25 protein-coding genes and 1 riboswitch are annotated in these 25174 nt (G+C 64.5%); of the genes, 19 read left to right on the forward strand and 6 right to left on the reverse strand.

All coding sequences use genetic code 11. The annotated features are described in order from the left end of the window. Nucleotides 1-71 precede the first annotated feature (71 nt). Together cphA and B0E48_RS03150 are read left to right on the forward strand one after the other, a co-directional pair. Nucleotides 72-2867, forward strand: coding sequence for a cyanophycin synthetase (cphA, locus tag B0E48_RS03145; RefSeq protein WP_077515957.1), 2796 nt, complete (start codon nucleotides 72-74; stop codon nucleotides 2865-2867). Beyond that, nucleotides 2864-4636: a Mur ligase family protein gene (locus B0E48_RS03150; RefSeq protein WP_254423829.1), complete on the forward strand. Its 1773-nt coding sequence runs from the start codon at nucleotides 2864-2866 to the stop codon at nucleotides 4634-4636. The genes cphA and B0E48_RS03150 overlap by 4 nt, the downstream gene beginning before the upstream one ends. Before the next feature lie 95 nt (nucleotides 4637-4731). Here the strand turns inward: B0E48_RS03150 and B0E48_RS03155 are convergent, their stop codons facing one another. Both B0E48_RS03155 and B0E48_RS03160 read right to left on the reverse strand, forming a co-directional pair. After that, nucleotides 4732-4935, reverse strand: coding sequence for a YbdD/YjiX family protein (locus B0E48_RS03155; RefSeq protein ID WP_077515958.1), 204 nt, complete (start codon nucleotides 4933-4935; stop codon nucleotides 4732-4734). A 10-nt stretch (nucleotides 4936-4945) separates the two neighbouring features. Beyond that, nucleotides 4946-7021, reverse strand: a complete 2076-nt coding sequence (locus B0E48_RS03160; protein WP_077515959.1) for a carbon starvation CstA family protein — start codon at nucleotides 7019-7021, stop codon at nucleotides 4946-4948. Nucleotides 7022-7204: 183 nt separating this feature from the next. Here B0E48_RS03160 and B0E48_RS03165 point away from each other — a divergent pair, with 183 nt between their 5' ends. The 4 genes from B0E48_RS03165 to B0E48_RS03180 all read left to right on the forward strand — a co-directional run bounded on the left by B0E48_RS03165 (nucleotide 7205) and on the right by B0E48_RS03180 (nucleotide 10244). Continuing rightward, nucleotides 7205-8008, forward strand: a complete 804-nt coding sequence (locus B0E48_RS03165) for a DUF4197 domain-containing protein (RefSeq protein ID WP_077515960.1) — start codon at nucleotides 7205-7207, stop codon at nucleotides 8006-8008. Nucleotides 8009-8134: 126 nt separating this feature from the next. After that, nucleotides 8135-8671 (forward strand): peptide deformylase, encoded by a 537-nt coding sequence (def, locus tag B0E48_RS03170; RefSeq protein WP_077515961.1) that lies wholly within the window; start codon nucleotides 8135-8137, stop codon nucleotides 8669-8671. Between the two features lies 1 nt (nucleotide 8672). Then, on the forward strand, nucleotides 8673-8954 hold the full coding sequence (locus B0E48_RS03175) for a DUF427 domain-containing protein (RefSeq protein WP_077515962.1): 282 nt from the start codon (nucleotides 8673-8675) through the stop codon (nucleotides 8952-8954). A gap of 81 nt (nucleotides 8955-9035) precedes the next feature. Next, nucleotides 9036-10244 (forward strand): acyltransferase, encoded by a 1209-nt coding sequence (locus B0E48_RS03180; protein ID WP_254423830.1) that lies wholly within the window; start codon nucleotides 9036-9038, stop codon nucleotides 10242-10244. A gap of 42 nt (nucleotides 10245-10286) precedes the next feature. Here B0E48_RS03180 and B0E48_RS03185 read toward each other — a convergent pair whose 3' ends face one another. Then, a complete protein-coding gene (locus tag B0E48_RS03185; protein ID WP_077515963.1) occupies nucleotides 10287-11000 on the reverse strand; it encodes a hypothetical protein in 714 nt (237 codons plus the stop codon). Between the two features lie 265 nt (nucleotides 11001-11265). Here B0E48_RS03185 and B0E48_RS03190 point away from each other — a divergent pair, with 265 nt between their 5' ends. Continuing rightward, nucleotides 11266-11499, forward strand: a complete 234-nt coding sequence (locus tag B0E48_RS03190) for a hypothetical protein (RefSeq protein WP_077515964.1) — start codon at nucleotides 11266-11268, stop codon at nucleotides 11497-11499. Between the two features lie 56 nt (nucleotides 11500-11555). Here B0E48_RS03190 and B0E48_RS03195 read toward each other — a convergent pair whose 3' ends face one another. The 3 genes from B0E48_RS03195 to ettA form a co-directional block, all read right to left on the reverse strand. After that, entirely contained in the window at nucleotides 11556-12530 is a 975-nt protein-coding gene (locus B0E48_RS03195; RefSeq protein ID WP_077515965.1) for an MBL fold metallo-hydrolase, read from the reverse strand. 63 nt (nucleotides 12531-12593) lie between these two features. Further along, entirely contained in the window at nucleotides 12594-13409 is an 816-nt protein-coding gene (gene pyrF / locus B0E48_RS03200) for an orotidine-5'-phosphate decarboxylase (RefSeq protein ID WP_077515966.1), read from the reverse strand. A 64-nt stretch (nucleotides 13410-13473) separates the two neighbouring features. Next, nucleotides 13474-15135 carry an energy-dependent translational throttle protein EttA gene (ettA, locus tag B0E48_RS03205; protein ID WP_077515967.1) on the reverse strand — a complete coding sequence of 554 codons (1662 nt, stop codon included), beginning with the start codon at nucleotides 15133-15135 and terminating at the stop codon, nucleotides 13474-13476. A gap of 276 nt (nucleotides 15136-15411) precedes the next feature. Here ettA and B0E48_RS03210 point away from each other — a divergent pair, with 276 nt between their 5' ends. From B0E48_RS03210 to B0E48_RS03265, 12 genes are all read left to right on the forward strand, one after another. Further along, nucleotides 15412-16284, forward strand: a complete 873-nt coding sequence (locus B0E48_RS03210) for a DUF817 domain-containing protein (protein ID WP_077515968.1) — start codon at nucleotides 15412-15414, stop codon at nucleotides 16282-16284. Between the two features lie 77 nt (nucleotides 16285-16361). After that, nucleotides 16362-17615 (forward strand): serine hydroxymethyltransferase, encoded by a 1254-nt coding sequence (glyA, locus tag B0E48_RS03215; RefSeq protein WP_077515969.1) that lies wholly within the window; start codon nucleotides 16362-16364, stop codon nucleotides 17613-17615. Nucleotides 17616-17625: 10 nt separating this feature from the next. Then, complete coding sequence (locus B0E48_RS03220) at nucleotides 17626-18324, forward strand: CTP synthase (protein ID WP_077515970.1); 699 nt, start codon at nucleotides 17626-17628, stop codon at nucleotides 18322-18324. Nucleotides 18325-18326: 2 nt separating this feature from the next. After that, nucleotides 18327-18836 carry a transcriptional regulator NrdR gene (gene nrdR, locus B0E48_RS03225; RefSeq protein ID WP_077446368.1) on the forward strand — a complete coding sequence of 170 codons (510 nt, stop codon included), beginning with the start codon at nucleotides 18327-18329 and terminating at the stop codon, nucleotides 18834-18836. Nucleotides 18837-18886: 50 nt separating this feature from the next. Next, nucleotides 18887-19195, forward strand: coding sequence for an MmcQ/YjbR family DNA-binding protein (locus B0E48_RS03230; RefSeq protein WP_217317793.1), 309 nt, complete (start codon nucleotides 18887-18889; stop codon nucleotides 19193-19195). Beyond that, a complete protein-coding gene (gene ribD, locus B0E48_RS03235) occupies nucleotides 19192-20289 on the forward strand; it encodes a bifunctional diaminohydroxyphosphoribosylaminopyrimidine deaminase/5-amino-6-(5-phosphoribosylamino)uracil reductase RibD (RefSeq protein ID WP_254423831.1) in 1098 nt (365 codons plus the stop codon). Before B0E48_RS03230 ends, ribD begins: the two co-directional genes overlap by 4 nt. A gap of 105 nt (nucleotides 20290-20394) precedes the next feature. Next, a riboswitch (FMN riboswitch) is annotated at nucleotides 20395-20603 on the forward strand. Between the two features lie 133 nt (nucleotides 20604-20736). Beyond that, on the forward strand, nucleotides 20737-21378 hold the full coding sequence (locus tag B0E48_RS03240) for a riboflavin synthase (RefSeq protein WP_077516924.1): 642 nt from the start codon (nucleotides 20737-20739) through the stop codon (nucleotides 21376-21378). A gap of 60 nt (nucleotides 21379-21438) precedes the next feature. Beyond that, nucleotides 21439-22530, forward strand: coding sequence for a bifunctional 3,4-dihydroxy-2-butanone-4-phosphate synthase/GTP cyclohydrolase II (gene ribBA / locus B0E48_RS03245; RefSeq protein ID WP_077515973.1), 1092 nt, complete (start codon nucleotides 21439-21441; stop codon nucleotides 22528-22530). Between the two features lie 187 nt (nucleotides 22531-22717). Beyond that, nucleotides 22718-23671 carry a muramoyltetrapeptide carboxypeptidase gene (gene ldcA / locus B0E48_RS03250; protein ID WP_077515974.1) on the forward strand — a complete coding sequence of 318 codons (954 nt, stop codon included), beginning with the start codon at nucleotides 22718-22720 and terminating at the stop codon, nucleotides 23669-23671. Nucleotides 23672-23713: 42 nt separating this feature from the next. Continuing rightward, nucleotides 23714-24175, forward strand: a complete 462-nt coding sequence (ribE, locus tag B0E48_RS03255) for a 6,7-dimethyl-8-ribityllumazine synthase (protein ID WP_077515975.1) — start codon at nucleotides 23714-23716, stop codon at nucleotides 24173-24175. Then, nucleotides 24175-24621, forward strand: a complete 447-nt coding sequence (gene nusB, locus B0E48_RS03260) for a transcription antitermination factor NusB (RefSeq protein WP_077515976.1) — start codon at nucleotides 24175-24177, stop codon at nucleotides 24619-24621. The genes ribE and nusB overlap by 1 nt, the downstream gene beginning before the upstream one ends. Continuing rightward, nucleotides 24621-25169, forward strand: coding sequence for a GNAT family N-acetyltransferase (locus B0E48_RS03265; RefSeq protein ID WP_077515977.1), 549 nt, complete (start codon nucleotides 24621-24623; stop codon nucleotides 25167-25169). The genes nusB and B0E48_RS03265 overlap by 1 nt, the downstream gene beginning before the upstream one ends. Nucleotides 25170-25174 lie beyond the last annotated feature (5 nt).

A 25174-nucleotide genomic window follows, 5' to 3' on the forward strand; every position in this document is an offset into this window, starting at 1 on the left:
CAAAATTCTTACAAGCCTGCTTCCGGCGTAAACCACATAAGTAGTGAGCCTCCGGCTCAAGGATCAAGCCCATGCGCATTCTGGAACGTTCCGTTTTCGTCGGCCCGTCGTTGTATGCGCATTTTCCGGTCATCCGGCTCGAACTCGATCTCGGCGAACTCGAAAAGTGGCCGACCGGCAAGCTCGGCGCCACGTTTGTCGACGGCCTGATCGCCGCATTGCCGGGGCTGGCCGAACACGGTTGCTCGTACCGCGAACCCGGCGGCTTCATCCGCCGTATGCGCGAAGGCGAGGGTACCTGGCTTGGTCATGTGCTCGAACACGTGGCGATCGAACTGCAGAACGTGGCGGGCGAGGATGTCACCTTCGGCAAGACGCGCAGCGTCGACAAGCCAGGCGTGTATTCGGTGGTCTACGAGTACGTGCAGAAGGAGGAGGGCATTGCCGCCGGTGAGCTGGCCCTGCGCCTGCTGTCCTCGTTGCTGCCGGCTGAACTGCAGGTGCGCGGCAACGTGCCGGAAGGTTGGGAGTGGACGAGCGCGCGCGACGAGTTCATCCGCTACGCGCAGCGCCGCGCGCTCGGGCCGTCCACCGCGTCGCTGGTGCGCGCGGCCGAGGAACGCGACATCCCGTGGCTGCGCCTCAACGACCAGTCGTTGGTGCAACTGGGTCACGGCAAATACCAGCAACGCATCCAGGCCACGGTGACCGGACGCACGCCGCATATCGCGGTGGAACTGGCCAGCGACAAGGAAGAAACCAACAAGATCCTCGCCTCGCTTGGCCTGCCGGTACCCAAGCAGGAACTGGTGCAGAGCGAGGAGGGTGCACTGCGCGCCGCACGCAGGCTCGGTGTGCCGGTGGTGACCAAGCCGTTCAATGGCAACCATGGCCGCGGCATCTCGATCCATCTGATGACCGACGAGCAGGTTGTCGAAGGCTTCAAGGCCGCGCGTGAGCATTCGCGCTCGGTGATCGTGGAGAATTTCCTGAGCGGCGACGATCACCGGCTGTTGGTGGTCAACGGCGAACTGGTCGCGGCGACACGACGCACGCCGGGTCATGTAATCGGCGACGGCAGCAGCACGATCGCGCAGCTGGTCGAAGTCGTGAACGCCGATCCGCGCCGCGGCGTCGGCCACGAGAAGGTGCTGACCCGGATCGAGCTGGACGCGCAGGCGACGATGATGATGGAGCGCGTCGGCTACACCGTCGCGTCGGTGCCGAAGGCGGACGAGATCGTCTACCTGCGTTCCACCGCGAACCTGTCCACCGGCGGTACTGCCACCGACGTCACCGACATCATCCATCCGGACAACCGCGACATGGCGGTGCGCGCGATCCGCGCGATCGGGCTGGATGTCGGCGGCGTGGATTTTCTGTCGACCAATATCGCTGAGAGTTACAAGAGCATTGGTGGTGGTATTTGCGAGGTCAACGCGGCACCAGGCTTCCGCATGCATGTGAGTCCGAGTGAGGGCACGCCGCGTGACGCGGCCGGCCCGGTGATCGACATGCTGTTTCCGCCCGGCTCGCCGGCGCGGGTGCCGATCGCGGCGCTCACCGGCACCAACGGCAAGACCACCACCGCGCGCATGCTGGCGCACATCACCAAGATGGCCGGCTATACGCCGGGCCTCACCACCACCGATGGCGTCTATATCGACGGCCAGCGCACGGTCGAGGGCGACATGACCGGGCCGGTGTCGGCGCGGATGGTGCTGTCCGACCCACAGATCGACATCGCGGTGCTGGAGACCGCGCGCGGTGGCCTGCTGCGCGCCGGCATGGGCGTGACCAAGGTCAACGTTGGCGCGGTGCTCAACGTGCAGTCCGATCATCTCGGTCTGAAGGGCATCGACACGCTGGAGCAGCTCGCCGAGGTGAAGCGCATCGTGATCGAGGTGGCCACCGATTGCGCGGTCTTGAATGCCGACGATCCGCTGGTGCTGAAGATGTCCGGCTACACCGACGCCAAGGTGATCTGCTACGTCACCATGAACCCGTCGCACGCGCTGGTGCGCGAGCATGTGCGCGCGGGCGGTCGTGCCTGTGCGCTGGAAGCGGGCGTCAACGGCGCGATGATCACGCTGTACGACAAGGGCAGCCATATCCCGCTGCTGTGGACGCACCTGATCCCGGCCACGCTGGAAGGACGCGCGCTGCACAACGTGCAGAACGCGATGGTCGCCGCCTCGATGGCGTTCTCGCTGGGCATCAAGTTGGACGCGATCCGCCAGGGCCTGCGCACGTTCGACACCACGTTCTTCCAGGCGCCGGGGCGCATGAACGTGTATAGCGAGCATCCGTTCAAGGTGCTGTTCGATTACGGTCACAACGCGCATGCGGTGGCGGTGATGGCCGACCTGGCCGGGCGCCTCGACGTCACCGGTCGGCGCATCGTGGTGCTGGCCGGCCCCGGCGATCGCCGCGACGAGGATCTGGTGGCGATCGCCGACGCGGTGGCCGGCCGTTTCGATCACTACATCTGTCGCCGTGACGATGCCTTGCGTGGTCGCGATGGCGACGAGGTGCCGGGTATCCTGGCGCGCGCGCTGCGCGCGGCCGGTGTGCCGGACGCGGCGATCTCGCTCATCCCTGACGAGCAGAAGGCGATCGATGCTGCACTGGGCATGGGCCGCGCCGGCGACCTGTTGCTCGTGTTTGCCGATGCACTGGTGCGTTCGTGGAAACAGATCATCAAGTTCCGCCCCGAAGGTACGGCCGAGCTGAGGGCGGAATCCGCTGCGGCTCCGATTACGCCGCCGGTAACTGAAGCGTCGTTCGACGAATCGAGCTTTGCCGATCTGGGCGACGTGGTGCGCGATGAACGCGGCGTGCGTTTCTCCCGCGAGAGTGACGATTGAGCATTCTGCCTACCGCGTTGCCATTCGACGATTCGCGCCGCCTCACCGGTTCCAACCTGTACTTCGACGGCGCCGGCGCGGTGCTGGAAACCATCGGTGTTGTCATCGACGACGCGTTGCTGGATGGCTGGTGCGTGCGCACGGAGCTTGCCTGCCGAGCACTCGGCTGGGGTGACGTGTCGCTCGTGGTGCGCCGGCATGCCAGTGGCGCGGCACTCGCCTTCGAAGCGCCAATCGACCAGTTGTTCAGCGCGACCGAAGTGAACGAATGGGCGTGGCTGGCGACGCTGGCCACCGAGCGTGCCGTGGATGCGGGCCTGCATGCGCCGGGGCATCCCGCCGCATGGGACGAAGCTTCCGCGCTGCACACGTTGCACGCGTTCGCCGCTGCCGAACACCGGCCCGAACTGCCGGTTCTGGTGCAGGCCGCCGAAACGCGTGGGCTTACCGTGTTGATCGACGATGACATGTTTTCGATCGGCCAAGGAACGGGTGTCCGCAGCTGGCCGCTGAAAAATCTTCCTGCCATCGACGCCGTGCCGTGGACCGCGTTGCACGATATTCCAGTGGCGCTGGTGACTGGCTCCAACGGCAAGACCACCACCGTGCGACTACTCGCCGCGATGGCGCAGGCGCATGGCTGGCATGCCGGGCATAGCTGCACCGATGGCGTGTTCGTTGACGGCCGTGCGATCGACTCCGGCGACTTCTCCGGCCCCGCCGGTGCGCGCGAAGTGCTGCGTCAGCCGCAGGTCGAGGCCGCGGTGCTGGAGACCGCGCGCGGCGGCATCCTGCGTCGTGGTCTCGCCGTGCAGCGCGCGAACGTGGCCGTGATCACCAACGTCAGCGACGATCATTTCGGCGAATACGGCATCCACGATCTGGATGGCCTGGCGGCGGTGAAACTCACCGTTGCGCGTGTGCTCGGCGCCGTTGGCCTGCTGGTGGTGAATGCAGATGACGCCGTGCTGGCCACGCTGGCTGCTGCGATGTTAGTGCCGCTGGGCTGGTTCGCGCTCGACGATGCGCATCCGTTGTTGCGCGCCCAGCGCGAACATGGGGGCAGCACCTGCGCCGTGCGCGACGGCCATCTTCACCTGTTCCATCAAGGTGTCGATCACGACCTGGGTGTTGTCGCGCAGATGCCGTTGAGCTTCGCCGGCAGCGCCGGCTACAACATCGCGAATATTGCGGCAGCTGCATTGGCCGCGGCGGCGCTCGGCATTCCTGCCGGAACCATCGCCGACGTGCTGGCACGCTTCGGCAGCGCGCATGCCGACAATCCCGGCCGCCTGCAGCACTGGCGCTTCGGCACGCTGGAGGTGTTCGTCGACTACGCGCACAACCCGGAGGGCCTGCGCGGTCTGCTGGGTGTTGCGACGACATCGCTGAGCCACGGACGTCTTGGTCTGGTGCTGGGCCAGGCCGGCAATCGTGAGGATGCCGATATCCGTGAACTCGCCGCGGTTGCCGCCGGCTTCCATCCGCGGCGCGTGGTGCTGAAGGATATCGAGGGTTTCATGCGTGGCCGCGTGGCCGGCGAAATCGCCAGCATCCTGCGCGATGAGCTGGTGCGTCGGGCCGTGCCGGCGGAAGCCGTGATCGAATGTCTTAACGAGCTTGATGCCGTGCGCGGCCTGCTCGTCTGGGCGCATGACGGCGATGTGCTGGTGCTGCCCACGCATGGCATGCAGGCGCGACAGGCGGCGGTCGAGTTGCTCGATCGCCTGCAGCTGGCGAACTGGCACGCAGGTATGCCGCTGCCATGATCGTGGCTACCTTGTAGGAGCGGCTTCAGCCGCGATAGCTCCAGAGCAGAGCATCGCGGCTGAAGCCGCTCCTACAGGAGTTGCAGGTGCTGCCTTCAGCAACACCGCCCGCCGGTGCCCTTGTAACGCGCCTCCTGCCGCTCGCGGAAGAACGCCTTGTAGTCGGGCACCTCGCGCTCGGGATGATGCTCGCGCAGATGCTTCACGTAGGCATCGTAGTCGGGCACGCCGCAGCAGAGTCGGGCGGTTTGTACCGCACACTTCCAGCCTGATTCAAGTGCCTGCATCGACCTGTTCATCACGGCCTCCTCAGTTGGCGACGCTGCTCAATGCCACGTACGGTTCTTCGTGCGCGGTCGGGTGGTTGGTTTGCCATGCGCGGATCAGGGCACGCAGCGAGAAGCCGAGCATCGCCACGATCAGCAGCATGAACAGTCCGGTGAGCGCCATGTCGACGTAGTTGTTGGTGACGATCTGCTGCATCGCGGCCGGCGTCTTGGCCGGCGCCAGCAGTTTGCCGTCCTGCATCGCTTGCGCGTATTTCTGCGCCGCGGCGGTGAAGCTGATCGGGCCGCTGAGTTTCTCCCAGCCGGCGACCATGGTGCACACGATCAGCCAGATCGCCGGGATGCCCGGCACCAGCACATAGCGCTCGCGTTTCAGCTTCACCACCACCACGGTGGCCAGCATCAGCGCGATCGCGGCGAGCATCTGGTTGGCGATGCCGAACAGCGGCCACAGCGTGTTGATGCCGCCGAGCGGATCGACCGCGCCCTGATAGAGGAAATAGCCCCACAGGCCGACGCAGATCGCGGTGGCGAGCAGGTTGCCGGCCCACGATTTGGTTTCCTGCAGCGGCTTGTGAATCAGGCCGGCGATTTCCTGGATCATGAAGCGGCCGACGCGGGTGCCGGCATCGACGGTGGTGAGGATGAACAGCGCTTCGAACAGGATCGCGTAGTGGTACCAGAACGCCATCATGCTGCCGCCGGGGATGATGTTGTGCAGCAGCTGCGCCATGCCTACCGCCAGGGTCGGGGCGCCGCCGGCGCGACCGAGGATGCTGGACTCGCCGATGTTCTTCGCGGTCTGCAACAACTCGTCCGGGGTCACCACGAAGCCCCACTGGCTGATCGTGGTGGCTGCATCCTGCACCGTGCTGCCGATGATCGCGGCCGGCGAATTCATCGCGAAGTACACGCCTGGGTGCAGCGAAGAGGCGGCGATCAGCGCCATGATCGCCACGAACGCTTCCATCAGCATGCCGCCGTAGCCGACCAGACGCGCCTGGCCCTCGTTGGCGAGCAGCTTGGGGGTGGTACCCGAGGCGATGATCGAGTGCCAGCCGGACACCGCGCCGCAGGCGATGGTGATGAACAGGAACGGGAACAGGCCGCCCTGGAAGACCGGGCCGCTGCCGTCGATGAACTTGGTCACCGCCGGCATCTGCAGGGTCGGTGCGGAGAGGAAGATCGCCAGCGCCAGCAGGGCGATGGTGCCGATCTTGAGGAAGGTGGACAGGTAATCGCGCGGTGCCAGCAACAGCCACACCGGCAGCACCGAGGCGCAGAAGCCGTAGGCGATCAGCAGCCACGCCAGCGCCTTCGCATCGAAGTCGAACAGCGGCGCCAATGTGGCCGAATCGGCCACGGTCTTGCCGAATGCGATCGAGGCCAAGAGTAGCACCAGACCGATGATCGACACCTCCAGAATCTTGCCCGGGCGGAACCAGCGCAAGTACACGCCCATCAGCAGCGCGATCGGGATCGTGGCCGCTACGGTGAAGGTGCCCCACGGGCTGTGCGTGAGCGCCTTGACCACCACCAGCGCCAGTACCGCCAGCACGATCATCATCAGCACCAGCACGCCGAACATCGCCACCACGCCGGCGACCGGGCCCAGTTCCTCGCGCAGCATGTGGCCGAGCGAGCGAGCATCGCGGCGCAGCGACAGTCCAAGGATCATGAAGTCCTGCACCGCGCCTGCGAACACCACGCCGAACAGGATCCACAACGTGCCGGGCAGGTAACCCATCTGCGCGGCCAGCACCGGGCCGACCAGCGGGCCGGCACCGGCGATCGCGGCGAAATGGTGGCCGAACACCACCCACTTGTCGGTGGGCACGTAGTCGAGACCGTCGTTGCGCAGCACCGAGGGCGGCGCGCGGGTGGGATCCAGCTTCAGCACCGAGTGCTCGATGAACTTGCCGTAGTAGCGGTAGCCGATCACGAAGATCGAAATTGACGCAGCGACCAGCCAGATTGCATTGATCGGTTCACCGCGGCGCAACGCGACCACACCCAGACAGAACGCACCGACGATGGCGATGGCGACCCACAGAATCCTGGCTGCGGGACTCGGCCTGACTGGAATGGGCGCGGGCATGACTGCTTGCATGAGTGGCTCTTCTCGTGGGTAAGGCAAGAGTCGCCCCGTCGACGGCGACGGTCAATGCCAAACCGAAGCAACCGGCATTGGCCTTTGGTCGAATGGCCCTGCGTGACCTGTCATGTGGATGGCTGGGCGCGGGGGTACACTGGCCTACGTGTCGACCACAAGGAGTTCGTTATGCGCATCACGGTTCGCTACGGCTTGCTCGGCCTCGTTCTCGTCGCCGCCACCTTGCCGGTCAGTGCCGCCGGATCCGGGCAGTTCAAGGATCTGTTGAACAAGGCCAAACAGTCGTCGCCGATGTCCAGTTCGTCGAAGCTCGGCAGTGGCCTGCCGGACAGCGATATCGCCTCCGGCCTCAAGGAAGCGCTGGCCAAGGGCACTACCAACGCGATCAACAGTCTCGGTCGCAGCGACGGCTTCTGGAAGAATGCCAAGGTGCGCATTCCACTGCCGGGCAAACTTGAACAGGCCGGCAATCTCGCGCGCAAGATGGGTCAGGGCGCCCGGGTCGACGCATTCGAGCTGAGCCTGAATCGTGCCGCCGAGGAGGCCGTGCCGAAGGTGGCGGACATCTTCGGTGACGCGATCCGCAAGATGACGCTGAGCGACGCACGCGGCATCCTCACCGGCGGCGACCATGCGGCCACCGACTTCTTCCGCCGCGTGGCTGGCGACGCGCTGACTGCGCGCATCCACCCGATCGTGGCCAAGGCCACCGCCAGCGTCGGCTGCACCGAGAAGTACAAGGAATTCACCGCCGGCAGTGGTGGCGGACTCGGCAGCACGCTCGGTTCACTCGGCTCGCTCGGCGGTGGACACAAGTCGGGCAGCGGCGGCAGCCCGCTGGACCTGGACAACTACGTGACCGGCAAGACGCTGGATGGGCTGTTCACCATGATCGGTGAAGAGGAGCAGTCGATCCGCCACAACCCCGCTGCGCGCAGCACCGATCTGTTGAAGAAGGTGTTCGGCGGCTGATCGCTGGAATGCTGCGATTCCCTCATTCCGGCATGAGCCGGAATGAGGGAATCGCATGCGGAGGCTTGTATTCACGCTGCGAAAGCCACAGTCAGTAGGTAGACGCAATCTGATTGTGAGGTTCCCATGATCCGCGACATCCTCAAAATGGGCGATCCGCGCTTGTTGCGCATTGCCCCGTTGGTGCCCGACGCCATGCTTGGCGGTGCGGAACTCGACGCGCTGATCGCCGACATGTTCGACACCATGCATGCCGCCGATGGTGTCGGCCTCGCCGCACCGCAGATCGGTGTCGACCTGCAGTTGGTGATCTTTGGCTTCGACAGCAACGAGCGTTATCCCGATGCGCCGGCCGTGCCGCGCACGATCCTGCTCAATCCGGTGATCACGCCGCTGTCGCAGGATATGGAAGAAGGCTGGGAAGGTTGCCTGTCGGTGCCCGGCCTGCGCGGGGCGGTGAGCCGCTACTCGCTGATCCGCTACGAAGGCGTCGACCCGCAGGGCACGCGTATCGAGCGCACCGCCGAGGGCTTCCATGCCCGCGTGGTGCAGCATGAGTGCGATCACCTGATCGGTCGATTGTATCCCTCGCGCATCACCGACTTCAGCAAGTTCGGCTACACCGACGTGCTGTTTCCAGGCCAGGACATCGGAGACGAATGATATGCGAGCGATCTGGAAAGGCACCTTGCTGGCTGAAAGCGATGACACCGTTGTCGTCGAGGGCAATCACTATTTTCCCGCCGAGTCGATGCGGCGCGAGTACTTCCGGGCCAGCGAGCACCAGAGCGTCTGTCCGTGGAAAGGCACGGCCAGCTATTACGACGTGATCGTGGATGGCGAGGTGAATACCCATGCCGCGTGGTATTACCCGACACCGAAAGAGGCCGCCATCGAGATCAAGGGCCGCGTGGCGTTCTGGCGCGGGGTGGAAGTCACGGCATGATTCCTGTGCGCCGGCATTGATGCGGCGACGCCTGTGCATGGATGATGCTGCTCTTTGACGACGGGGCAGCCGATGTCACCGATGGAATCCATGCAGCCGTCGATGTTCGACGGGAAAGATCCGCAGTCCGCGCCGGCACGCCGCAATCCCGGCATCGACCTCGTGCGCGGCCTGTCCATCCTGTTCGTCATTCTCAATCACCTCGGCCTGCGCATTCCGCTGAAGAAGACCGCGCTGGCCGATGTGCTGCCATCGTGGTTTCTGAGTCGGCTGAACTACAACGGCTACGAGGCCGTGTTCGTTTTCTTCGTCATCTCCGGCTTCCTGATTGCCGGCAACGCACTGCAACGCTGGGGCGGCCTGGAGCGGATCGACTTGCGCGCGTTCTACGCGCGTCGCTTCGCCCGCATCGTGCCCTGCCTGCTGGTGCTGATTGCCGTGCTCGCGGTATTGCACCTGCTGGCGGTCCCGGATTACACGATCAGTCGCCCCGGCCAGTCCCTGCCGGGCGCGATCTGGGCTGTCATCGGGCTGCATCTGAACTGGTACGAGGGGCACACGGGCTATCTGCCGGGCAACTGGGACGTGCTGTGGTCGTTGTCGATCGAGGAAGTGTTCTACATCGGCTTTCCGCTGGCTTGCCTGCTGACGCGCCGGCGCTGGGTGCTAGTACCGCTGCTGGCCGTGCTCGCGCTGTCGATGCCATGGACGCACGCCGCGTTGCGCGGCAACGAGATCTGGCAGGAGAAGGCCTACCTGCCAGGCATGTCGGCGATCGCGCTCGGCGTGCTCGGTGCCTTGCTGGCAGCACGCTCGCGCACGCTTCCGGCACGCACGACTACCTTGCTGGGATGGCTGGGCGCGATCGGCCTGCTGGCGACGACGATCGACGGTGCGCTGATGTGGGATTTGTTGCGCGATGGCTACATGCTGTTGCTGGCGCTCTCGGCGCTGTGCCTGCTGCTGGCCTGCGAGCAACGCCGGCGCCGTGGTGATTGGCATCCCTGGCGCGGCCTGGACTGGCTGCGTTCCTGGGGGCGGCTCAGCTACGAGATCTATCTCACCCACATGTTTGTGGTGACGCCGGTGGTGTGGCTGTTCAGACTCGCTGGCGGCGACATGCGGCTCGGCTTCCTGTGGTATCTGCTGACACTGCCGCTGTGTTGGTTGCTGGGTATAGCAGTTGAGCGCTGGCTGTCGACGCCGTGCGAGCGCTGGCTGCGTGCGAGGCTGTTGCATGCACCGGCTGCTGTCGGGCCACGCCAGCCGGTGAGCATCGTGGCCGACTGAGTCGCCTGCGCAGCCGCTGGCTGTGCAGGCGACTTGCTGTCGTCAGTGCTTCTGGTCCTGCGCGGCCTTCGCTGCCGATTCCGCGTCGTCGAACTGCCACGCCGGCTTGTTCGTCCCGTCGAGATCCAGCTTTGCGCGCGGTAGGCCGTCCTTGCCTTTGAGTTGGACGTGGGCGCTGTTGGCATCGGTGCCGAATTCGATGGCAGAGTCCTGTGCCTTGGGATCGCCGTAGTTGATGTACATCCCGGCAAAATTCTCCTGGTCATCGACCATCAGGCCAATGGCCTCGTACGGAGGCGTGGCGCGATCGAGCGCGAGTCCGACGCGTCCTGTGCCCATGAAAGCCATGCCGCCGCGCTCACTGCCCTTGGTGTCGTACAGCGTCATGCCGTAGTTGTTGTCATCGCCTCTTCGCTTGTAGGTCTTGCCATCGATATGCACGGTGGGGGTTTGTCCGAGCGCGAGGCGATCTGCGCCAGTCTTGCCGAGAAAGATGATGCCGTCGGAGGCATCGTCCTTGCGTGTGCGATCGGTACTGGCCGGCACGGGCGCGCCGATCAGGATGCGGTCATGCCCTTGCGCGTCGACGATGACGATGCCCTGCGTGCGAATGATTTTGTCGGAACGCTGGTGAAAGACGCGGATGGTCAACGCCATGAGCAGTAGCAGTGCCACGATCAAACCGGCACGCAGCCAGCCGATCTGTCGCTGCATTCGGTTCCAGTCCTCGGGGCGGATGTCGATGGATTCAGTCATGCGAGACAACTCCTTGTATGGGGAGGTGAAGAAAGCACCATCCGGAACATCGCCTGGCGCCAGAGGAATGGCGTTGCATATGCCGGGCTGCCGGATGATTGCATGACCCGAGTCAGCCTTGCACCTGACTTGTCGCTGACAAAACCGATACGCATCGAGCCGGCTGCATCACATCCAACAACCGTAGAACTCCCGGTAGCGTAAGCTGCAGAAGGGCGGCTATCCGCCCGGGAGAAGTACGGTGAAGAAAGAAGATGAAACGCACATGCAGATTGTCTCTGCGGATATCAGCTCGGAATCGCTCACCGGCATGGTGATTTTCCGGCCGCATTGCATATCGCGTGCGGGTCGCAACGTGGCCGAAGTGGGTAAAAGCGGCAACTGGTATGCCTTGCGCCCGGCCGAGGTGCGCAGTTTTGCACGTGCCTTGCTGGATGCGGCCGATGCGTTGGATCTGAAGGCCAAGATGTTGCAGGCGGCCAAGACCGCGACAGGATGACCGGTCAGGGCGCGAATACATTCGCGCAGTGATCCGGCGGCTGCAGCCGCCGGGCTTCAGATTTCCAGCAGGTCATGCCCCACGATCAAGCGCCCCTTGAAGTGGGGTGCCACGGCATCGCGCCACACCTCATCCGGAATCGGCGGATAGCCGCCGGGCACGAAGTGCGTGAGCACCAGCGTCTTCACGCCGGCCTCGGTGGCGATGCGACCCACCTGCTCGGTGGTGGTGTGGCTGGCCAGCAGGTGTTCGCGCAGACGGCTGGCGTTCGGCTCGGTGGCGATCAGCTTGTTCAGCGCGGGCAGGTACATCACCTCGTGTACCAGCACGTCGGCGCCGCGCGCGAGCGCCACCAAGTTTGCGGATGGCCGCGTGTCACCGGAGAACACGATGGATCGGTCGGGGCAATCGAAGCGGTAGGCAAAGGCCGGCGCGACCGGCGGATGCTGTACCAGTGCGGCGGTGACCTTCACCCGTGCGTCCTGCATCACGACACCTGCTGCGGTCAGTTCATGCGGCACGATCAACGGCGCCAGCGGTGGTCGTCCCTCGTCGGCGATCCGTGTACGGATGTCGTAGTCGTTCATTTCGAGGAACAGCCGAGTCATCTCCTTGAGCGGCGGTGGTCCCCATGTATCGACCCGGCTGTGCAACGGCCCCGCCCAAGCCAGCAGCAACAAATTGCCGTAGTCGGCGTTGTGGTCGGAATGCTGGTGGGTGATGAACACGTTGCGGATTGCGCCGAGGTCGAGTCCGGCTTTCACCATCTGCCGCCCCACGCCATTGCCGCAGTCGATCACATAGATCACGCCATCGACCACGATGGCATTTGCCGGTGCGGAGCGATCCGCCTTGGGCGTGGGGCCGCCGGCCGTGCCGAGCAGGATCAGGCGGGAGCGCGCGGCGGGTGCGCCATCGCGTGCGAACACCGGGAAAGGGCAGGCCATCGCTGCCAGTGATACGCCCGCTGCCTGCAGTAAACGGCGGCGCGTGTGATCGATCGGTCTGTCGCTTTTTACAGGGGTGCGCATGCATCGCCCTCGGGGATCCGAGAGTCGACTATGTCGCGATCAATACGACGAGTAAAGCCGTCGTTAGTCGCGATAGCGGTTGATCGTGTCGCGCAGTTCCAGCGTCGCAATACGTGCGGCCTGCGCGTAATCCTCGTCATTGCCGGCATAGAGGATCGCGCGTGACGAGCTGATCAGCAGACCGCTGCCGGTGCCGGTGCGGCCATTGCGCACCACGGCCTCGACATCGCCGCCTTGTGCGCCGATGCCGGGCACCAGTAGCGGCATGTCGCCGACCAGGGCGCGCACTTCGCCGAGCTGTTCCGGCCAGGTAGCGCCGGTGACCAGGGCGCAGTTGCCGCGAGTATTCCAGTCGCGCGCGATGATCTGCGCCACATGTTGGTACAGCGGCATGCCGCCTACGTCGAGGTCCTGCAGGTCGGCGGCGCCCGGATTGGAGGTGTGGCAGAGCAGGATCACGCCCTTGTCGGCACGATCGAGGAAGGGTTGTACCGAGTCGCGGCCAAGATACGGATTCAACGTGACTGCATCGGCCCGATAGCGATCGAACGCCTCGCTGACGTAGTGCTGTGCGGTGCTGCCGATATCGCCGCGCTTGGCGTCGAGGATCACCGGCACGTCCGGATGTTTCTGGTGGATATGCGCGATCAACCGTTCCAGCGCGTCTTCGGCGCGCAAGGCGGCGAAGTGGGCGATCTGCGGCTTGTAGCTGCAGACGAGGTCGGCGGTGGCATCGACGATGGCACTGCAGAACTTGAAGACCGCATCCGGGTTGCCACGCAAATGGGCAGGGAACTTCGATGGTTCCGGATCGAGACCCACACAGACCAGCGAGTTGTTGTGCTGCCAGGCTGATTGCAGTGACTGCATGAAACTCATCGTGGTCTCCGGTAATCTTTGCCGTCATTCCGGTCCGCGCCGGAATGACGGTGCCTTGTTGCGCTTACGCCAGCTTCTTGTACTTCACTCGATGCGGCTTCGCGCCTTCATCGCCGAGGCGCCGCTTCTTGTCGGCTTCGTACTCGTTGTAGTTGCCGGGGAAGAATTCGACGTGCGAATCGCCTTCGAACGCGATGATGTGGGTGGCGATGCGGTCGAGGAACCAGCGGTCATGCGAAATCACCATCGCGCAGCCGGGGAACTCAAGCATCGCGTCTTCCAGCGCGCGCAGCGTCTCGACGTCCAGATCGTTGGACGGCTCATCCAGCAGCAATACGTTGCCGCCCTGCATCAGGGTCTTGGCCAGATGCAGACGACCGCGCTCACCACCGGAGAGTGTGCCGACCATCTTCTGCTGGTCGACGCCCTTGAAGTTGAAGCGGCCGATATACGCACGTGACTGCAGTTCGTATTTGCCGATCGTTATGATGTCCGCACCGTCGGATACTTCCTGCCACACGTTCTTGTTCGGATCGAGCGCATCGCGCGACTGGTCCACATAGGCCAGCTGCACGGTGTGGCCGAGCTTCACCTCGCCGCTGTCCGGCGCTTCCTTGCCGGTGATCAGCTTGAACAAGGTGGACTTGCCGGCGCCGTTTGCACCCATCACGCCGACGATGGCACCTGGCGGCACCTTGAACGAAAGGTCGTCGATCAGCAGGCGATCGCCGAACGACTTGCTGACGTTCTTGAACTCGATCACTTCCTGGCCCAGGCGCTCGCCCGGCGGGATATAGAGTTCGTTCGTCTCGTTGCGCTTCTGGTACTCGACCGAGTTCAGTTCCTCGAAGCGGTTGATACGCGCCTTGCCCTTGGACTGACGGCCCTTGGAGGCCGAACGCACCCATTCCAGCTCGCGCGCCAGCGCCTTCTGGCGACCCTTCTCGGCGGATTCCTCGCGGGCGAGGCGCTCGCTCTTCTGCTCCAGCCAGTCAGTGTAGTTGCCCTTCCACGGAATGCCGCGGCCGCGATCGAGTTCCAGAATCCACTCGGCAGCGTGCTCAAGAAAATAGCGGTCATGCGTCACCGCCACCACGGTGCCGGGGTAGTTCTGCAGGAACTGCTCCAGCCAGTCGACCGACTCGGCGTCCAGATGGTTGGTCGGCTCGTCGAGCAGCAGCATGTCCGGCTTGGACAGCAGCAGGCGGCACAGCGCCACGCGGCGCTTTTCACCACCGGACAACGGACCGATCTTGGCGTCCCACGGCGGCAGGCGCAGCGCGTCGGCGGCTACTTCCAGCTGGCGCTCCAGCGCATGCGCGTCGTTGGCGGCGAGCAGGTTTTCGAGTTCCTGCTGCTCTTTCGCCAATTTGTCGAAATCGGCGCCTTCCTCGGCGTAGGCGGCATAGACCTCGTCCAGGCGCTTCTGTGCGTCGAGGATGACGGAGACGCCTTCCTCGACCGCTTCGCGCACGGTCTTTTCCGGATCCAGATGCGGCTCCTGCGCCAGGTAGCCGACCTTGATACCTGGGGCAGCACGCGCCTCACCCTGGAAGTCGGTATCCACGCCGGCCATGATCTTCAGCACCGTGGATTTGCCCGCGCCGTTCAGGCCGAGCAGGCCGATCTTCGCGCCCGGGAAGAAGCTGAGCGAGATGTCCTTGATGATCTGGCGCTTCGGGGGAACGATCTTGCTGACCCCGTTCATGGTGTAGATGTACTGCATGGAACCTCCGAAGGCGTGCACCGCGCCGCCTCGGTGAGGCCGGCACTGGAAAGGGAGTGCGTCAAACCGCGCATTATAGCGGGTTGGCGCGCCGCTTCGATGACGCTGGCCGTCAGCCGCTTGCCATGCCGCAAAACGATGCCCGGCGCGTCGTGACAGATTCCGCGTGGCTCCGGACGCATGGCATAGCGATTGCCCGCGCCATTCCACTTCCCGGCACGTGGTGCGCCAGAACCGTCCGCCATCCTGCGATCTTCTGCATGGCAAGGATGGACGATGAAAGCAAAGCCAGTGACATGGACGACGACAGCTCCGATGCGCCGTCTGATCGGGCTGGATCACCGCATCGCACGGCAATTGCGGGTCCATGGGCGCTGGGCCGTGGGCATGCACGAGCTGGTCTGTTTCGGCGTGAAACAGGCTTCAGCCTGTCTGTTCGGTGGGTTGATGGTGGCCTTGCTGCTGGCTACGTGGCGCTGGTACCCGGCTACGGCGCCGCTGGCCCGCTACGACTTCCTCACCCTGGCCGCCATCGCGATCCAGCTGGGCCTGCTCGCGCTGCGGCTGGAAAGCCTGGAAGAGGCGAAGGTGATCCTGCTGTTCCACGTGGTCGGCACGCTGATGGAGCTGTTCAAGACCGCAATGGGATCGTGGAGTTATCCGGAGTCCTCGCTGCTGCGCCTGGGCGGCGTGCCGCTGTTCAGCGGCTTCATGTACGCATCGATCGGCAGCTATATTGCCCGGGCGTGGCGGCTGTTCGACTTCCGTTTCAGCCGGCATCCGCCGTTTGGCGCGACCGTACTGCTGGCGGCGGCGATCTACCTCAACTTCTTCACCCATCACTTCCTGCCGGATGCCCGTCCCGTGCTGTTTGCAGCACTCGTGCTGCTGTTCGGCCGCAGCTGGGTGCATTACCGCATCCGTCGCGTGCACCGGCGCATGCCACTGTTGCTGGGCTTTGGGCTGGTGGCGCTGTTCATCTGGCTGGCGGAGAACGTCGGCACGTATACCAAGGCGTGGCTTTATCCGGCCCAGCGGCATGGCTGGAGCATGGTGCCGGTCGGCAAGCTGGGAGCGTGGCTGCTGCTGATGATCATCAGCTACGTGCTGGTCTCGGCGGTGCACCGGCACGGAGGAAATGACCGCTGAGCCCGGGCGGTGGCCGCAAACGCCCGGCAGCGCTACACTTTCCGGCTACTCCCCGCTCCCCATCTGCCGAGGCCAGAATGTTTCCGAAGAACTGCACGATCGCCGGTTATGACGATGAACTGGCCAAGGCCATCGCCGATGAGGGTCAGCGCCAGGAAGACCACGTCGAACTGATCGCTTCGGAAAACTACGCCAGCCCGCGCGTGATGGAAGCGCAGGGCTCCAAGCTCACCAACAAGTACGCCGAGGGCTATCCGGGCAAGCGCTACTACGGTGGCTGCGAGTACGTCGACATCGCCGAGAAGCTGGCGATCGAGCGTCTGAAGCAGCTGTTTGGTGCGACCTACGCCAACGTGCAGCCGCATTCCGGGTCGCAGGCGAACCAGGCGGTGTACTTCGCCTTGCTGCAGCCGGGCGACACCATCCTCGGCATGAGCCTTGCGCATGGTGGCCATCTCACCCACGGTGCCAAGGTCAACATCTCCGGCAAGCTGTTCAACGCGGTGCAGTACGGCGTCGATGCGGATGGCCTGATCGACTATGACGAGGTGCAGCGCCTCGCTACGGAGCATCAGCCGAAGATGCTGGTCGGCGGCTTCAGTGCCTACTCGCAGGTGGTCGACTGGGCGCGCATGCGCCAGATCGCCGATTCGGTCGGTGCGCTGTTCTTCGTCGATATGGCACACGTCGCCGGCCTGATCGCTGCCGGCGTGTACCCGAGCCCGCTGCCGCACGCGCACGTGGTGACCTCGACCACGCACAAGACCCTGCGTGGCCCGCGCGGCGGCATCATCGTTGCCAAGGGCGCGGGCGAGGAGATCGAGAAGAAGCTGCAGTCGATCGTGTTCCCCGGTATCCAGGGCGGCCCGTTGATGCACGTGATCGCCGCCAAGGCAGTGGCGTTCAAGGAAGCGCTGGAGCCCGAGTTCAAGGCCTACCAGACCCAGGTGGTGAAGAATGCCAAGGCGATGGCCAAGACCTTCATGGCGCGTGGCTACAAGATCGTTTCTGGCGGCACCGAGAACCACCTGATGCTGGTCGACATGATCGGCAAGGAAGTCACCGGCAAGGCGGCCGAAGAAGCGCTGGGCAACGCGCATATAACCGTCAACAAGAACGCCGTGCCGAACGATCCGCGCAAGCCCTTCGTCACCTCCGGCCTGCGCGTCGGCACGCCAGCCGTCACCACTCGCGGCTATCTGGAAGCGGATTGCATCGAGCTGACGAACTGGATCTGCGATGTGCTGGATGCGCCAGGCGACGAAGCGGTGATCGCCAAGGTGCGCGCGAACGTCACGGCGCAGTGCAAGAAGTACCCGGTGTACGGCTGAGCCCATCGGCATGCATGCCTTGCAGATCGGACTGATCGGCGACCGCAATGAGGATGTGGTCGCCCATCGCGCCATTCCGCTGGCCTTGGGAATGGCAGCCGATGCCTGCGGCGTGGAGATCGAGCCGGTCTGGGTGCCAACTGAGCAGGTCAGTGATGGTGCCGCGCTGGCCGAGTTCGATGGCCTCTGGTGTGTACCGGCCAGCCCGTATCGCAGCATGGACGGTGCGCTCACCGCGATTCAGGTGGCACGCGAGCGCCACGTTCCGTTCCTGGGCACCTGCGGCGGCTTCCAGCACGTGGTGATCGAATACGCACGCAATGTGCTGGGCTGGACCGATGCCGAGCACGCTGAAACGGCGCCGCAGGCGCAACGCCAGGTGATCGTGCCGCTGCTGTGCTCACTGGTCGAGGTCACCGATGCGGTGCAGCTCGTCGCAGGCTCGCGGCTTGCGCAGGCCTATGGAACAACCTCGATCGTCGAGGGTTATCACTGCAGCTATGGACTGAGTCCAGATTTTCGTCAGGCTGTTGCCAACGGGGCGCTACGCATCAGTGCCCTGGATGCTGCTGGCGACGTGCGCGGCATCGAACTAGATGATCATCCATTCTTCGTCGCCACACTGTTCCAGCCTGAGCGTGGCTCACTACAGGGCCGATTGCCACCGCTGGTGCGTGCTTTCGTGCAGACGATGATCGACACTTACTAAGCATGCATTGCCCCTTCTGCCAGCACGAAGACACCCGCGTGATCGATTCGCGATTGACCGAGGACGGCAGCACCGTGCGTCGTCGGCGCGAGTGTCCGCAATGCAGCGAGCGCTTCAACACGTTCGAGACGGCCGAGCTGAAGCTGCCGACGATCGTCAAGAGTGGCGAGCGCCGCGAGACATTCGACGAGCGCAAGCTGCGAGTGAGCTTCGAGCGTGCACTGCAGAAGCGGCCGGTGCCAAGCCATGATGTGGATAGCGCAGTGCGCACCATCATCAACGACCTGCGTCGCAGCGGCGAACGCGAAATATCGTCGCGCCAGCTCGGCGAGCTGGTGATGCGCGAGCTGAAGAACCTCGACCAGGTCGCCTATGTGCGCTTCGCCTCGGTCTACCGCAAATTCGAGGACGTGCACGCGTTCCGCGAGGAGATCGAGAAGCTGGAGCGCGACCTGCCGGGGCTGGACGAGATGCAGTTGCCGCTGCTGGGTGGCGGCAGGCGCGACAAGTGAGCGCGGGCTGACTGCGCATGGTGACGCTGGATCGCTTCCGCGAACTTGCCATGCAGCTGCCGCAGGCGGAGGAGGTCGATCACTTCGGCACGCCATCGTTCCGTGTGCGGGGCAAGATCTTCGCGCAGTTTTCCCGTCGCGATGATCGCGTCATTCTCAAGTTTTCCCTTGATGAACTCGACGTGCTGCGCATGTCGGCCGATGATCTGTTCGAAGCCGATCCAAGCTGGGGCAAGCATGGCTGGACGCATGTGCGCATTGCCGGGATGGAAGAGGCGTGGGTACACCAGCTGCTGCGGGATGCGTGGCGGCGTGTCGCGCCGAAGAAGCTTCACGCTGCACTGGAATTGGACACATGAACGCGCCAGCCTTCTCGGCACTTGACCACGCGCATATGGCGCATGCGCTGCGGCTGGCCGAGCGCGGCTTGTTTACCGCGCAACCGAATCCGCGCGTTGGCTGCGTGATGGCGCATGGCGCGGACGTCGTCGGCACCGGCTGGCATCAGCGCGCGGGCGAGCCGCATGCGGAAGTGTTCGCGCTGCGCGAGGCCGGCACGCGTGTGCACGGTGCGACCGCCTACGTGACACTCGAGCCGTGCGCGCATCAGGGGCGCACGCCGCCGTGCGCGGATGCGCTGATCGCCGCTGGGGTGGCGCGCGTGGTGATCGCTGCAGAGGATCCGTTCCCGCAGGTCGACGGACGTGGCATCGGCAAACTGCGCGCAGCCGGCATCACGGTCGAGTCGGGCCTGATGCGCGAAGCCGCACGCGAACTCAACATCGGTTTCTTCAGCCGGATCGAACGCGGCCGTCCGTTCGTGCGGATGAAACTGGCGATGAGCCTGGACGGCCGCACAGCATTGGCCAACGGCGAATCAAACTGGATTACCGGCGAGGCCGCGCGCGCCGACGTACAGCGCTGGCGCGCACGCAGCTCGGCGATTCTCAGCGGCAGTGGCACGGTACTAACGGACAACCCGCGGTTGACGGTGCGCTTGCCGTCCGGCGAGGAATTCATCCCACCGCTGCGCGTGGTGCTGGATCGCCAGCTGCGCACGCCAGCCGGTAGCCACGTGCTGGACGGCACGACGCCGAGTCTGCTGCTGCATGCCGCAACGGCGGCACCGGATCATCGTTTCGAGCTGGTTGAGCATGCGGTTGTGCCGGAGCAGGGCGAAGCGCTCGATCTTGCTGCCGTACTCGCCTTGCTGGCCGGGCGCAGCTGCAACGAAGTGCATGTCGAAGCTGGGCCGACCCTGAGCGGTGCGCTGTTCACGGCCGGCCTGGTCGACGAGTTGCTGCTCTATGTCGCGCCCGTGCTACTGGGCGACGGTGCGCGCCCGCTGCTGCGACTGCACACACTTACCGACATGGCTGAGCGCTGGCAGCTGCGTCCGGTCGAACAGGGTCAGGTCGGCAATGACTGGCGTCTGCGCCTGCGTCCGCTCTGAGCGCGGACTGTACGTGGTGGCGAACACTGCATTCGCGGCTACCGCAGGAGTCGGTGCCGCGGCGGTGTTAGACTGCATCGGCCGGCCCAGCCGGCAAAACTCACATAGCGTCTTCAGGGCGGGGCGAAATTCCCCACCGGCGGTAGGTTGAAGGGTTCACGCCTGACAACAAGCCCGCGAGCGCCTTGGTCCGGTCCGTGATGGACGATCCGTCATGGAGCAGGTCAAGGGTCAGCAGATCCGGTCAGATGCCGGAGCCGACGGTTGGAAGCTGGCGACAGTTTCCTCACAGTCCGGATAAAGAGAAGACGGTCGGATGCGTGGCCTTGCAGCTGTGCGTCGGCCTCATGCCTTGGGGCGTTTTTCGCTTGTTGTCCAACGCGGGAAACGTTTCATGAAATCGATCCTGTTCATGCGAAACATCGCCCTCCTGCCGGAGCTGTGCTGATGTTTACCGGCATCATCCAGTCCGTTGGCCGCATCGCGCGGCTCGAGCCGCGCGGCGGCGACGTGCGTCTGGCCGTCGATACGGCCGACCTTGATCTCACCGATGTGCAACTGGGCGATTCGATCGCCGTGTCCGGCGTGTGCCTTACTGCTATCACGCTGGAGCCGCGTGGCTTCAGCGCGGATGTCTCCAACGAGACGCTGTCGCTGACCTCGCTGGGCAAGCTGAAGCCCGGCGATCCGGTGAACCTGGAGAAGGCGCTGCGCCTCGCCGACCGACTCGGCGGTCACCTAGTCTCCGGTCATGTCGATGGTCTCGGCAAGGTGGTGTCGATCACGCCGGACGGCCGCTCGCAACGCTGGACGTTCGAGGTGTCCGCTGGGATCTCGCGTTACATCGCGGCGAAGGGCTCGGTCTGCATCGACGGCACCAGCCTCACCGTCAACGAGGTCGCCGGTCATCGCTTCGGCGTCAACCTGATTCCGCACACAGTCGAGCACACTGCGTTCCATGTACGTCGCGTCGGTGACGCGGTGAATATCGAAGTGGACGTGGTGGCACGCTATATCGAACGGCTGCTGTCCAGCGGCGAGACGCCGCGGCTGGATGAGGCGTTTCTGAAGCAGCACGGATTTGCCTGATTCTTTAGCTCCTCCCCCTCCATGCTGGGGGAGGGAGAACATCACAACGAGACCCACATCATGGCTTTCAACACCATCCCCGAAATCCTCGAAGACATCCGCGCCGGCCGTATGGTGGTGATCCTCGACGACGAGGATCGCGAGAACGAGGGTGATCTGATCATGGCCGCACAGATGGTGCGACCGGAAGACATCAACTTCATGGTGCGCGAGGCGCGCGGACTGGTCTGCCTCACGTTGACCGAGCAGCGCACGCGCCAGCTCGGCCTGCGCCCGATGGTGAGCGACAACACCTCGGCCTACCACACCAATTTCACCGTCTCGATCGAGGCGGCCGAGGGTGTCACCACCGGCATCTCCGCGCACGATCGCGCACGCACGATCCAGGTGGCGGTGAAAGCCGATGCGAAGCCGCAGGATCTGTCCCAGCCCGGCCATATCTTCCCGCTCACCGCCCAGCCAGGCGGCGTGCTGACCCGTGCCGGGCATACCGAGGCCGGTTGCGATCTGGCTGCGCTGGCTGGATTGGAGCCATCGGCTGTGCTGATCGAGGTGCTGCATGAGGATGGCTCGATGGCGCGCCGTCCCGAGCTGGAAATCTTTGCGGCCAAGCACGGCTTGAAGATCGGCTCGATCGCTGACCTGATCCGCTATCGGCTGGAAACCGAGAAGACCGTGCAGCGCGTGCACGAGGAGCAGGTGGAAACCGAGTTCGGCCCGTTCCGCCTGATCGCCTACCGCGATGCGATCCGTCATGGCCTGCATTACGCGCTGGTGCGCGGCAAGGTGAATGATGGTGCGCCGGTGCTGTCGCGCGTGCATGTGCGCAATACGTTGTCAGACGTGCTGCATCTGAAGCGCGACGATCTCGGCCTCACTGTGACCTCGGCACTGCGCCGGATCGCCGACGAGGATCGCGGCGTGCTGCTGGTGCTGTCCGGCGAGGATACGTCGGAAGCCTTGCTGGCCCGATTGAATCGCCAGCCCAGCACGCAGGCGCCGGAAGAGGCGCAGCAACAGGAATGGCGCCAGCTTGGTCTCGGCGCGCAGATGCTGGCCGACCTTGGCGTGCACAAGCTGCGCGTGCTGGGTACGCCGCGCAAGCTGGTGGGCCTGGCCGGGTTCGATCTGGAAGTGGTCGAGTACGTGTAGCCGACAGCCCCGCCTATTCTGTGTAGGAGCGGCTTCAGCCGCGATGCTTCTGGCTGATGCGCTGAAGAGCATCGCGGCTGAAGCCGCTCCTACAATGTTCCATGCGCTGCCCGACGATGCCACATCTTTGCCATGCGGCAGCCGCTGCATCACCGCATAATCCGGTTTTCTTCCACTGACGAAGCCCATGTCCGAAACGCATATCCGCCTGATCGCGCCCTCCGGCTATCCGCACGACCGTGCTGCGATGATGCGTGGCGTCGGGCGATTGCAGGCCGCGGGTTGCCAGGTCGACGGGATCGATGTGCTCGAACGCACCGAGCTGCGCTATGCCGGTGGTGACGCGCAGCGTGTCGACGACCTCAATGCGCTGGCGACCTGCGAGCAGCTGCCGGATATCGCGTTGTCGATACGCGGCGGTTACGGCGCCACGCGGCTGCTGGAGTACATCGATTACGCCGCGTTGCGCGAGCGTCTGAGCGGAGCGAACACCGTGCTGGTCGGCCACAGCGATTTCACTGCGCTGCAGATGGCATTGCATGCGAAGAGTGGATTGATCACGTTCGGCGGCCCGATGCTGGGACCGGACTTCGGCGCCGCGACCTTCAGCGATTTCACCTGGCAGCACTTCTGGGGCACGGTCACCGCGCCGCAGGCCAACGCGAGCTGGGACGCAGATGGCGAGACCGAGCTGGATGTCGAAGGGCCGCTATGGGGCGGAAACCTCGCGATGCTGTGCAGCCTGCTTGGCACGCCGTATTTTCCGAAGATCGACGGCGGCATCCTGTTCGTCGAGGACGTCGGCGAACCGCCGTTCCGGATCGAGAGGCTGCTGTACCAGCTGCACCTGTCCGGCGTGCTGGATCGGCAGCGCGCACTGCTGCTCGGCGACTTCAGCGCTTGCCGGCCCAGTACCTATGACAACGGTTACGATCTCAGCGCCGGGTTTGCCCAGATCGGCCGGCTGACGCGCGTGCCGGTGATCGCCAACCTGCCGTTCGGCCATGAGCCGGACAAGTTCACCTTGCCGTTCGGTGCGCCGGCTCGTTTGCGGGTATCCGGTGGCCAGGCACGGCTGGATTTCTCCGGTTATCCCCATTTCGACCGGCCGGTGCCGGCCAGTCCGGTCGAAAACCCGTAAAATAGCTGGCCCGCATGGGCTCGCCCACAGGAACTGCAATCCATGAAGATCATCGAAGGCGATTTCGCCACGCCGAAAGGCCGTTTTGCCATCGTTGCCGGCCGTTTCAACGGCTTCGTCGTCGAGCCGCTGGTGGCCGGCGCCCGCGACGCCCTGGTGCGTCATGGTGTGAAGGATGACGCGATCGATCTGATCCGCGTGCCGGGCGCGTTCGAGATCGCGCTGGCCGCGCACAAGCTGGCGAACTCCGGCAAGTACGTGGCGGTGATCGCGCTGGGCGCGGTGATCCGCGGCTCCACTCCGCACTTCGACTTCGTCGCCAGTGAGTGTGCCAAGGGTCTTTCGCTGGCCGCGCACACTTCCGGCGTGCCGGTGGCATTCGGCGTATTGACCACCGACAGCATCGAGCAGGCGATCGAGCGCTCGGGCACCAAGGCCGGCAACAAGGGTGCCGACGCAGCGATCGCCGCGCTGGAAATGGTCAACCTGTACGGGAAGCTGTGATGAACCAGCGTCCGGAAGGCATCGATCTCGCCGCTCGCTCGCGTGCCCGTCGCCGCGCGCTGCAGGCGCTGTACGCCTGGCAGATGAGTGGCAGTCACATGAATGCGGTGATCGATCAGTTCCGTCACGAGCAGGACATGGAAGTGGCCGACCTCGAGTACTTCGAGGATCTGCTGCACGGTGTGGAGACCAACGTCGACGCACTCGATGCGTGTCTGCGCCCGCACATCGACCGTGAGGTGGCGCAGATCGATCCGATCGAACGCGCTGCCCTGCGCCTGGCCACGTATGAACTGAAGTTTCGCCCGGACGTGCCGTACCGGGTGGTAATCAACGAGGCGATCGAGGTCACCAAGCGTTTCGGCGCCGATCATGGCCACAGCTACGTCAATGGTGTGCTGGACAAGCTCGCCGCCGAATTGCGCACCGTCGAGAAGCGGGGCTGATGACTGCGGTCGTGGCAGATTTTCCGTCCGTTGAACTGGTGCCGGTGATCGAGACCGAGCGGCTGCGGCTGCGCGCCCATCGGGCAGATGACTACGCTACCTGCATGGCGATCTGGTCCGATCCCGAGGTGGTCCGCTATATCGGTGGCCGCGTGTTCACGGCCGAGGAAGTGTGGAAGCGTCTGCTGCAGTACGTCGGGCTGTGGAGTCTGCTCGGCTACGGCTATTGGGCGGTCGAGGAAAAGGATAGCGGTCGCTATATCGGCGATATCGGCTTTGCCGATTTCAAGCGCGACATGCAGCCATCGCTGCAAGGCATGCTGGAATTCGGCTGGGTGCTGGCGCCGCAGGCGCATGGCAACGGCTATGCGAGCGAGGCGGTGGCGGCGATCACGACGTGGGGCCAGGCGCATCGGCCCGAGCTGCGCGTGGTGTGCATCATCGCGCCCGAGAACCTGCCCTCGATCCGGGTGGCCGAGAAAGCCGGGTTCCGGCTGTGGCAGCAGACGGTCTATCACGACAGTCCCACCCTCGTTTTTACTCGCTAGCTGCA

The sequence above is a fragment of the Rhodanobacter sp. C03 genome, from assembly GCF_002001175.1.
Classification (GTDB): domain Bacteria; phylum Pseudomonadota; class Gammaproteobacteria; order Xanthomonadales; family Rhodanobacteraceae; genus Rhodanobacter.